Here is a 10,688-nt window from a genome sequence, read left to right as displayed (position 1 = left end):
AAGCCACCTTTCAACTTTCCCTCATGTGAGGAGAAGTATTATCCGGTATTAGCCCCGGTTTCCCGGAGTTATCCCAGTCTTACAGGCAGGTTGCCCACGTGTTACTCACCCGTCCGCCGCTCGTTCCACTAACGTCCTCCCGAAGGATTCAGTTAGCTTCCCGCGCTCGACTTGCATGTATTAGGCACGCCGCCAGCGTTCGTCCTGAGCCAAGATCAAACTCTCAATAAAACTTGCACATGAATGTGCTGATTTGATCTGCTCGCTTCTATAAGCTAGCTAATTCTTACTTTTCTTTCATACTGGTTGTTTTGTTCAGTTTTCAATGATCAATGTCTTCTTAGCGACACAAATAGATTATAGCAAATTCACAATTATTTGTCAACATTATTTGACTTGGTTTGTTGCGAACTCATAATATAATACACAGGTTGAACGAAAAAGTCAACAACTTATTACATATTTTTTTACCCTTCCTCGACACTTACAATATCTCCAACAAAAGTTTGTTTAAAAAATTACCGGTATGCATTTGATTATTACTTGGAACCATTACATAATAAAACGCACGAGGCGAAGATCAGTCCACCTGTGCGTTTCAAATAATTAATTTGCAACAATATTTACTAATTTGCCGGGAACTACGATAACTTTACGTATCGTCTTTCCTTCAAGCCTTTCTTTAATAGAAGAATCCTGTAAAGCAATTTCCTCAATTTCTTCTTTTGATGCATTTTTACTAACCATTAATTTCGTTCTTACTTTCCCCATTATTTGAATGGCGATCTCCACTTCATCCAAAACTAACTTAGACTCATCAAAAACCGGCCATGGTTCGTAAGCAATTGTATCGCCATGTCCAAGCAGACTCCAAATTTCTTCTGCAAGATGGGGTGCAACCGGGGATAATAATTTAATAAACCCTTCAGCGTATTCTTTTGGTATTTGTTTTACTTTGTATGCTTCATTTATAAAAACCATCATCTGGGAAATAGCCGTATTAAACCGTAAATCTTCAAAGTTCTGTGTTACCACTTTTACTGTTTCGTGATAAGTTCTTTCTAATTCCTCTATGCTTGAATTCTCAGAAACTTTATCTGTCAGTTTCCCATCATCTGTTATAAAAAGTCGCCATACCCTATCCAGAAATCTCCTGGCACCATCCAGGCCATTAGTAGACCAGGCAATTGACGCATCAAGCGGACCCATAAACATTTCATAAAGCCGTAATGTATCTGCACCGTGCGTCTCGACTATTTCATCAGGGTTTACCACATTTCCTTTTGACTTACTCATCTTTTCATTGTTTTCCCCAAGTATCATACCTTGATTATAGAGTTTCTGAAACGGCTCTTTTGTTGGGACTACTCCGATATCATATAAGAATTTATGCCAGAACCTAGCATATAACAGGTGAAGCACAGCGTGTTCAGCACCACCAATATATACATCGATAGGCAACCATTCTTTTAGGAGAGCCGGATCTGCTAATTTCTCTTTATTATTCGGGTCAATATATCTAAGAAAATACCAGCAGCTTCCTGCCCATTGCGGCATCGTATTTGTTTCACGCCGTCCCTTTTTACCAGTCACCGGATCCATCACATTTACCCAATCCTCAATATTCGCTAACGGCGATTCGCCGGTACCAGATGGTTTAATCTCAGTCGTCTTAGGTAAAACAAGTGGTAATTCATCTTCAGATACCGCAGACATTGTACCATCTTCCCAATGAATAACCGGAATTGGCTCACCCCAATATCTCTGGCGGCTAAACAGCCAATCTCTTAATCTGTAAGTAACTTTCTTTTTACCTTTTCCATTCTTTTCTAACCACGAGATCGCTTCTTTGATACCTTCATCTTTATTTAAACCGTTTAGAAAATCGGAATTAATGTGCGGTCCATCTTCTGTATATGCCTCTTGTTCTATATTCCCGCCTTCTAATACGGGGATGATTTCCAGGTCAAAGGTTTTTGCGAATTCATAGTCTCGTTCATCATGAGCAGGTACTGCCATAATTGCACCTGAACCATATGACATAAGAACGTAATCAGCAACCCAAATCGGCAATTTAGCACCATTAATCGGGTTTACTGCATAAGCTCCTGTGAATACACCTGTCTTTTCTTTTGCTAAATCTGTTCTCTCCAGATCACTCTTCGCTTTTACTTTATCAATGTAATCAACTACAGATTTCTTATGATTGGATGTTACAATTTTATCTACTAATGGATGTTCTGGCGCTAACACAGCATATGTTGCACCAAATAAAGTGTCTGGTCTTGTAGTAAATACAGTAAACGAATCTTCAAAACCTTCAATTCCAAAAGTTACTTCCGCACCCTCCGAACGGCCAATCCAATTCCTTTGCATATCTTTAATACTTTCAGGCCAATCCAGTTCCTCTAAGTCTTCTAGTAAACGGTCAGCATATGCAGTAATTTTCAGCATCCACTGTTTCATCGGTTTCCGCTCAACCGGATGTCCTCCTCGTTCACTTTTTCCATCAATGACTTCTTCATTAGCAAGAACAGTTCCTAAAGCAGGGCACCAGTTAACAGGAACTTCATCAATATATGCAAGGCCTTTTTCGTATAATTTCAGAAAAATCCACTGTGTCCATTTATAATAATTTGGATCTGTAGTATTGACCTCACGATCCCAGTCATATGAGAAGCCCAGTTCCTGAATTTGACGTCTGAAAGTGTTGATGTTTTTCTCCGTGAATTCTGCAGGGTCATTCCCGGTATCTAACGCATATTGTTCTGCAGGCAATCCGAAAGCATCCCAGCCAATCGGGTGAAGTACTTCATATCCTTGCATTCTTTTCATTCTCGCTAAAATATCTGTCGCAGTATACCCTTCTGGATGCCCTACATGCAGTCCTGCACCAGATGGATATGGAAACATATCCAGAGCATAAAATTTTTCTTTATTTGACGCTGCATCAGTAGCAAACGTTTTATTATTTATCCAATAATCTCGCCATTTTCTTTCGATTTCCCTATGGTTATAAGCCATCTATGATTTCCTCCTTTGTATAATCCCCGTACTTTACCAATCCAGAAACGTATGTTCTGCAATACAAAAAAATCCCCCTCATCCCACAAAATGGGACGAGAGAGATTCCCGCGGTACCACCCAAAATTAGTGTATTATTTTACTAAAACACTCACTTCATTTCCTTAACGCGGAATACGACAAAAGCTACTTCTTTTTTCACTTTTGTAACATCTGAGGCGAGTTCATAAAGACCAGGAGTGACTCTCACCTTAACGCCACCTCTCTTAGACCTGATTACTTTACTAATAATCCTCTTCATCGTTTATTTATATACATCATTAAAGTCATAAAATTAGACACATTTGTTTACTTTCTGATAGTTTAAAGAAATGTCTGAATTTTGTCAAGTTTCCAAAAGCATGTTAGCGGGTATATCGGATAGCCTTATTATACTTTTTGTTTCTGTTTTTCTTTTTGAATTTGTTTACTTCTTAATTGTCCGCACGCAGCATCAATATCTGTTCCATGTTCCACACGCACGCCGCTATTTATGCCGTTTTCTAATAAAATCTGATAAAAGTCGAGAATTGCCTGTTTTTCACTTCTGCTATATTGATTATGTTCATCAACAGGATTATACGGGATCAAGTTAACATAGGAAAGATGTCGTTTGTTTTTTAATAACTGTACTAATTCTCTTGCTTCTTCTTTATGATCATTTACATCTTTTAACAAAATATACTCAAATGTTATTCTGCGATTAGTCTTCTCTAAATAATAGTCTATCGCAGGCATCAATTTTTCCAGAGGAAATGCTTTATTAATTTTCATTATTTTTGTACGAAGCTCATTATTAGGTGCATGGAGTGATAAAGCCAAATTCACCTGTATATTCTCATCTGCAAAATCATAAATACGTTTCGCTAATCCACTTGTCGAAACAGTTATGTGCCGTGCACCAATCGATAATCCTTTCTGATCATTCACAATTCGCAGGAAGTTCATTGTGTTATTATAATTATCGAAAGGCTCACCAATTCCCATTACTACAATATGACTGACTCTTTCATCTCTACCTTTACTATCTAAGTGTTTCTGAACTTTCATAATCTGCTCAACGATTTCACCTGCATTTAGATCTCTGTCTTTCGTTAACAGACCGCTTGCACAGAATGAACAGCCAATATTACAGCCTACTTGTGTTGTTACACATACAGAATATCCATAATTAAATTTCATCAGTACTGTCTCAATTAAATTGCCATCAGTCATTTTAAACAAGAACTTAATTGTTCCATCTTTAGACTCCTGTTTTATCTCCTGCTGAAGAGTTCCGATCGTTAAATTTTCTTTAAGTAATGAAATGCAATCAGAATTAAGATTGGACATCTCATCAAAATGATCTACCCTTTTTTTATACAGCCAGTCCCATATTTGCTTTGCCCGGAATTTTTTTTGACCATGTTCTGCCAACCAATCTGCCAATTCATTTAATGTAAAGGAATAGATTGACTTTTTATTCATTAACAATACCTCTTTTCATTTTAACCAAATAATCCATCATTATATCTTAAACGGTAGCAATTCTTTTTGCAACACAATGATAGTTACTTTTACGCATTATTCTCCTTTTTAATAATAACATCTCTTACCAGATGAAACAGTAACAAAATGACCCCTAATACCCATGTAATAATAGCTGGATATACAAACACATGAGAAACCTGAGCTAAAAATGATATTCCCAAAGCCTCGCTTAATTGATATGTTGCTGTTGTATACATAGCAAGCGGAAAGACCATCCCCCACATTTGCTGATCATAGTTTATCGGATATTTTTTAATAATGTATCTCCAAACCATAAGGATGACCAGCAAAGGAATCCACCATGTTCCGGTAACCCAAAAGAATAAAGTAAAACCCTTCACAAAAGGCAAAAACTGCTGAATCAGCTGGGAAGTGTCTGAATGCAATACAATCATCGACCCAGCTAATGCAGTGATTGCGACAGCGCCCATATTTATCCAGTAGGGAGGTGTCAGCGACGCGTGTTTGAAATTTAAAAAGGTAAAGCGGTAAAAAATTAACGTAATTATACTTAAATAAAGCATCCCTCCGAGTAAGTACATTGAAATTGAGATAAAGAATATCCACTCAGAAATCTGACTAGATACGCCAGAATCTGCAACTAAGGTTCCTAAAACAGAGATGGATTGTGTCGCCACTGCAGCAATTAACCAAGCTCCGTTAATCCCTTCCACTAATGATGGTTTATTCTCTCGTATGGTTACAGCTGTGAAAAATGAATACATAATAATAACCCATAAAACCATCGAAATAATCCATAAATTTACAGAAATATTATAAGAGCCAGAAATTACGATTAGCTGTACACCATACACATTTGTTCCTGCTACCAATGTAAAAAAGCCCGGTCCATGAAGATGACTTGTCAGATCATTTTTTACATATGGAAAGTAAAAGATAACTCTTATCACTACCAGGATTGCCAATATAATATAAAACACTGTATTTACAATGAGCAGCACCTCACTCACCATTTGATACCCGAGGAGGTTGGTAGCAACAGATAATGCCCCTGTGGCCATCACAAGTGCGAAATATCCTGTAAACATTTTTTTAATTTTATCCAGTATTACCAGCAAACCCACTCACTTCCTTTAAAAATAGTCATTCTGCAGAGTACCTACCATTTTACGTGTTATTGTTTCCATAATCTATTCTTTTCGTGATAAACCTCACTGAACCAATTTTGCCATAAATATATACTGAGGAAAACAATAAAAAGGAGACTGTATAATGAATCAACTTTCTGAAACTGACCCGCTTTCTGTTGCCAGTTTATTTATTCACTCACTAGAACAAGAAAGTGTAGATACAGTGTTTGGCTCAATGTTTCATTCTCTATTCTTTAATGAAAGGAAAAAAATAAATTATATCCAGCTGACACATGAGCAATCTGTCATCCATGCTGCCGATGGCTATGCACGCGCAACAGGTAAGCCTGGAGTTGCGTTTATTACAACAGAATATGGACTTACAAATGCAATTACAGGTATAGCAACTGCACAGATCGACAGCATTCCACTAGTTGTTTTTATCCAAAAAGACAGTAATAAAAACAGGCAGTTAGACGTTGAATCAATAACAAAGTCGATTTCCAAATATCATTATACTATAAGAAAATCTGCAGACATCCATACCATTACTGCTCAAGCAATTAAAAACTCGCTATTAAACAGGCCTGGGGTCATAATCATTGAGTTTGATGAATCTGTACTTCTTAGAAAATCAGAGCAACCAGTAGTATATAAACTGCTTTCATCTCTTGAAAGAAATCATACAAAGTTATCTCTAAAACATTTAGAAAAAATAATAGCAGCAATTAAGTGTGCAAAAAAACCAGTACTTATTATTGGAGGCGGGGTTATTGCCGGTAATGCGAGCAATGAACTCCTTTACTTTATTAAAAAGACAAAAATACCATTCACAAGTACTCTGATGGGCTTAGGCGCCGTGAACGTAAAGCATCCCCTTCACTTAGGAATGCTAGGCATGCACGGGACTTTTGCTGCAAACAGGGCAGTTCACAGGGCCGATCTGTTAATATGTTTAGGTGTACGGTTTAGTGATCGAATTACAGGGAAAACTAGAGGTTTTTCACCAAAATCATTAAAAATCCATGTAGAAATTGATCCTTCAGAAGTTAATAAGAATATTCCAGTCGATTATCCTGTTATTGGAGATGTAAAAGACTTCCTGCTAAAAATCAATCCCGAGTTTGACCAATATAGACCTCATCACTGGTATAATGAAGTGATCAAATGGCGTAAAATTTCACCACAATTTAATCAGTCAAAAAGCAAACTTGGACCAGAGCGCATTATAAAACTGCTTCATACACATGCTGAAAAAAATGTTATTATTGCAACAGATGTAGGTCAACACCAAATGTGGACGGCATTGCACTTTCCATTTGACAAACCACGAAAACTTCTGACGTCTGGAGGATTTGGAACGATGGGCTTCGGCCTTCCTGCAGCCATTGGCGGGGCAATTTCACATCCTGGTCAATCAGTAATTTGTGTGACAGGTGATGGAAGTATCCAAATGCAAATTCAGGAGCTATTCCATGTTGCCAAGTACAATTTAAATATAAAAATAGTTATTTTGCGGAATGGGTACCTGGGAATGGTAAGACAATGGCAGCAATTATTTTATAACAACAAATACTCACAAGTAAAAATAACCTCTCCCGATTTTGTTAGTTTCGCAAACAGTCTCGGGGTGAGAGCATTTCAAGCATCTTCAGAATCAGATGCAGATATTTTCATAAAAAAAGCATTCCAATATGACGGACCTGTATTATTAGACTTTTTAATCGAAGAAGAAGGCAATGTATTTCCAATTGTACCTCCTGGCGGGAACAATACTGATGCATTACAGGAGGATCCTTCCAACACTTGATCATTTGTAACGGTTAAGAAAAGAGTTTGTTCTCCAGGGACTGCACTCCCTCCAAGATTTATAATTTATTTACGGCATACGCTTGCAATTTTCGTATCGAGTTGCTATAATAAACTTAGCTATTTTGTTCGATGACACCTTCAAGTATCGTAACGTTAAGTTTTCGTTTTGAGGCAAGAGCAAGAATAGTAATACATTTGTGTGAACGGTTCACACTAGGAGGAAAAGAAATATGGTACAAGGTACAGTAAAATGGTTTAACGCAGACAAAGGTTTTGGATTTATCGAAGTAGAAGGTCAAGACGATGTATTCGTACACTTCTCTGCTATCCAAGGCGAAGGCTTTAAAACACTTGAAGAAGGTCAAAGCGTTTCTTTCGAAATCGAAGAAGGTAACCGCGGACCACAAGCTGCTAACGTTACTAAAAACTAATTAGCACTTGATAAAAAACACTAGCTGTTTCTGACAGCTAGTGTTTTTTTGTATTTTCTAATTTTTCTTTCAATACTTGTACATGGTTGTATTCCTGTTCCTTAGCAGAAAAAACTAATGTAATCTGTCCATCATTCTCTTCATAGTATTTTTTAAGTTGGTCGTACGCGGATTTTTTTTGCGGGTCATCTTTCAATTCCTGTAAATATAACTCTCTAAATTGCGGGAATTTCTCCTGATCATGCCTAAACCATCTCCTTAACTCATTTGTTGGCCCAATTTCTTTTAACCATACATCAAGTTCCACTTCCTCCTTGGATAAGCCTCTAGGCCATAGACGGTCAACTAATATCCTTACATTATCTTCTTCTGTACGTTTTTCGTAGATTCTCTTCAGTTGCATTGTTATCCTCCTCTGATAAGCATATCATTAGACGGCCTCTGTTATTAAGCGTATCATTTTCTTCAATCAATAGAAAATATAGGAGTGAACAAAATGAGCCAAGTTTTTTCCAATGTGAAATTTTCCATATTAGACTTAGCCCCTGTACTGGAGGGGTATACACCATCTCACTCATTCAAGAATAGTGCTGACTTGGCAAGACATGCGGAAAAATGGGGTTTTCATCGATATTGGCTGGCAGAACACCATAATATGCCAGGAATTGCAAGTTCAGCAACCTCTCTTGTCATAAGCCATGTAGCAAGTCACACTAAGAAGATCCGTGTAGGTGCTGGCGGAATTATGCTGCCCAACCATGCACCTTTAGTGATTGCTGAACAATTCGGCACACTCGCTGCTCTCTACCCGGATCGAATAGACTTGGGTTTAGGGCGTGCTCCAGGAAGCGATCAGGCGACTGCTTATGCATTAAGAAGGACCTTGAACAGCAGTCCAGAAGATTTTCCCCTTCAAGTGGAAGAACTGGAAGGATACTTTGCCGGAACGGAAAGAGTAAAGGCAATCCCCGGAAAAGGAGCTGAGGTTCCAATATGGCTACTGGGTTCTAGTGACTTCAGTGCAAGGCTTGCTGCAGAAAAAGGCCTTCCATTTGCATTTGCCAGTCACTTTTCACCAGATTATACATTGCCTGCATTAAGAATTTATCGTGAAAACTTTCAACCATCAACACACTTGGAAAAACCTTATGTTATGGTTGGTGTCAATATAATTACGGCTGAAACAAATGAAAAAGCTAAATGGCTAGCAACTTCCCAGCAGCAGCAATTTCTGAACCTGGTTCGTGGTGCACCTTCTGAGTTAATGCCACCAATTAATGATACCGATCATGCATGGAATGTTTATGAAAAAGCATCTGTTGAAAAAAATACCAACAGCAAAGCTACAATTATTGGTGATAAACAAGAAGTAGAAGAAAAACTCCAATCTTTCATTGAGGAAACATCAGCAGATGAAGTGATTATTAATGGACAGATTTATGATCATCAGGACCGCCTGTCTTCCTATAAGATTATTGCAGATATTGTGATGAGCTAGTCTATATAAAGCTAAGCGGCTGCCGCCAATTACTACCTTGGCAGCAGCTTTCTACTTTATAACTTTATTCAATTGATCCATATACCATATTTCGAATTCTAGGTTGGTGGTATGTTTCAAAATTTGGCAGCATTTGCTGCATATAAACAGTTGATAATTGATTTTCCATATCTATAAATACGTAAGTGCCGGCAAGCCCGGACCAACCGAATTCTCCAATTGCACTATTACTGCCACCCTTTGTCTGGTCTATCATTACTCTTACACCTAATCCGTAACCATAGCCATTATCGTAATTCCATCCCAGTTGCGGCAAAATGCTCGAATCTAAATGGTTTTGTGACATTAATTGAATCGAGTATTTACTTAATAGTTGATAGCCACCAGTTGTACCACCCATAGCCAGACAATGCGCGAACTTTTGATAATCACTTAATGTGGAATACAGTCCCGCACCTCCGCTTTCCATTACAGCAATAGGCTCAGCATGTTTTTCCATTATCGTATTGCGGGATAATGTTCCATCTTCCTTCCTGTCGTACAATCTAGCTAATCTATGCCTTTTACTGTCAGGTATCTGAAAAAAAGTATCATTCATCTGTAATGGTGAGAAAATATATTTTGATAAGTATTGACCGAAAGGCATACCACTTACGACTTCGACCAGTGCCCCCAAAATATCATGACTCAGTCCATACTTCCACTCAGTCCCCGGCTCAAATTCTAAAGGTAGTTCTGCTAAATTTTTGGAAAATTGACGTAACCGTGAAACTCCTCCGTTCGATTCTAAATGGTGAATCTCTTCCATTACTTTAGAGGTAAGTCGTTCCACCTCTGTATTATTACCCCCATAAACAAGGCCGGATGTCATCTTAAATAAGTCTTTCACTAAGACAGGCCTCTCTGCTTGCCGTGTGACCAGGTCTGCTCCACTGCCAGAGTGATAAACTTCCATCTTTTTAAATTCCGGCAAATATTCTGAAACAGGGTCAGTTAACAGGAACTTTCCTTGTTCCATTAATTGTAATGCTGCAACACATGTGACAATTTTTGACATGGAGAAAATACGGTATATAGTTTTATTATCTATTTCTATCTTTTCTTCCAGATTGGCATACCCCAGGTAGTTTTCATAAATTTTTCCGGAATTTTTCATAACAGATAACGCAGCGCCACACGGTCCATTCTCAACAAAATCCTTTAATAATTGGTCCAATCTTTGTTTGATCATCATTACCACCTCCTATGTATTCGCTTACTTTA

General features: G+C 37.9%; 8 protein-coding genes, 1 rRNA gene and 1 other annotated feature. Of the genes, 3 read left to right on the top strand and 6 right to left on the bottom strand.

Translation table 11 applies throughout. From position 1 onward, the window contains the following. The 4 genes from BMW36_RS07505 to BMW36_RS07490 all read right to left on the bottom strand — a co-directional run. Positions 1-231: ribosomal RNA gene (locus BMW36_RS07505) — 16S ribosomal RNA — on the bottom strand; the annotation flags it as partial. A 375-nt stretch (positions 232-606) separates the two neighbouring features. Beyond that, positions 607-3,024, bottom strand: a complete 2,418-nt coding sequence (gene leuS, locus BMW36_RS07500; protein ID WP_089740238.1) for a leucine--tRNA ligase — start codon at positions 3,022-3,024, stop codon at positions 607-609. An 88-nt stretch (positions 3,025-3,112) separates the two neighbouring features. After that, positions 3,113-3,334 (bottom strand) — a binding site (T-box leader). 119 nt (positions 3,335-3,453) lie between these two features. Beyond that, a complete protein-coding gene (gene rlmN / locus BMW36_RS07495) occupies positions 3,454-4,530 on the bottom strand; it encodes a dual-specificity RNA methyltransferase RlmN (RefSeq protein ID WP_089740237.1) in 1,077 nt (358 codons plus the stop codon). An 89-nt stretch (positions 4,531-4,619) separates the two neighbouring features. Further along, the gene (locus BMW36_RS07490; RefSeq protein ID WP_089740236.1) at positions 4,620-5,672 is read right to left on the bottom strand and encodes a tellurite resistance/C4-dicarboxylate transporter family protein; all 1,053 of its coding nucleotides are present in this window, start codon (positions 5,670-5,672) and stop codon (positions 4,620-4,622) included. Positions 5,673-5,826: 154 nt separating this feature from the next. Between BMW36_RS07490 and ilvB the strand changes: the two genes are divergently transcribed. Next, entirely contained in the window at positions 5,827-7,494 is a 1,668-nt protein-coding gene (gene ilvB, locus BMW36_RS07485; RefSeq protein WP_089740235.1) for a biosynthetic-type acetolactate synthase large subunit, read from the top strand. 232 nt (positions 7,495-7,726) lie between these two features. Further along, the gene (locus BMW36_RS07480; RefSeq protein ID WP_089740234.1) at positions 7,727-7,927 is read left to right on the top strand and encodes a cold-shock protein; all 201 of its coding nucleotides are present in this window, start codon (positions 7,727-7,729) and stop codon (positions 7,925-7,927) included. A gap of 37 nt (positions 7,928-7,964) precedes the next feature. On the opposite strand, the gene BMW36_RS07475 is transcribed toward BMW36_RS07480, so the two are convergent. After that, a complete protein-coding gene (locus BMW36_RS07475; protein ID WP_089740233.1) occupies positions 7,965-8,330 on the bottom strand; it encodes a DUF488 domain-containing protein in 366 nt (121 codons plus the stop codon). A 93-nt stretch (positions 8,331-8,423) separates the two neighbouring features. On the opposite strand from BMW36_RS07475, the gene BMW36_RS07470 reads away from it, so the two are divergent. Further along, complete coding sequence (locus BMW36_RS07470; protein ID WP_089740232.1) at positions 8,424-9,425, top strand: LLM class flavin-dependent oxidoreductase; 1,002 nt, start codon at positions 8,424-8,426, stop codon at positions 9,423-9,425. A 64-nt stretch (positions 9,426-9,489) separates the two neighbouring features. Here BMW36_RS07470 and BMW36_RS07465 read toward each other — a convergent pair whose 3' ends face one another. Further along, on the bottom strand, positions 9,490-10,659 hold the full coding sequence (locus tag BMW36_RS07465; protein WP_245711619.1) for a serine hydrolase domain-containing protein: 1,170 nt from the start codon (positions 10,657-10,659) through the stop codon (positions 9,490-9,492). Positions 10,660-10,688 lie beyond the last annotated feature (29 nt).

This window comes from Gracilibacillus ureilyticus (genome assembly GCF_900111195.1).
Taxonomy (GTDB): Bacteria; Bacillota; Bacilli; order Bacillales; family Amphibacillaceae; genus Gracilibacillus; species Gracilibacillus ureilyticus.
The sequence above is the reverse complement of the archived record's forward strand: the minus strand, read 5'-3'. Positions and strand labels throughout refer to the sequence as shown.

Excerpts from the sequence above, each read along its gene's own strand:
- ilvB (WP_089740235.1), top strand. The coding sequence starts at position 5,827 with ATGAATCAACTTTCTGAAACTGACCCGCTTTCTGTTGCCAGTTTATTT.
- BMW36_RS07480 (WP_089740234.1), top strand. The coding sequence starts at position 7,727 with ATGGTACAAGGTACAGTAAAATGGTTTAACGCAGACAAAGGTTTTGGA.
- rlmN (WP_089740237.1), bottom strand. The coding sequence starts at position 4,530 with ATGAATAAAAAGTCAATCTATTCCTTTACATTAAATGAATTGGCAGAT.
- BMW36_RS07465 (WP_245711619.1), bottom strand. The coding sequence starts at position 10,659 with ATGATGATCAAACAAAGATTGGACCAATTATTAAAGGATTTTGTTGAG.
- leuS (WP_089740238.1), bottom strand. The coding sequence starts at position 3,024 with ATGGCTTATAACCATAGGGAAATCGAAAGAAAATGGCGAGATTATTGG.
- BMW36_RS07475 (WP_089740233.1), bottom strand. The coding sequence starts at position 8,330 with ATGCAACTGAAGAGAATCTACGAAAAACGTACAGAAGAAGATAATGTA.
- BMW36_RS07470 (WP_089740232.1), top strand. The coding sequence starts at position 8,424 with ATGAGCCAAGTTTTTTCCAATGTGAAATTTTCCATATTAGACTTAGCC.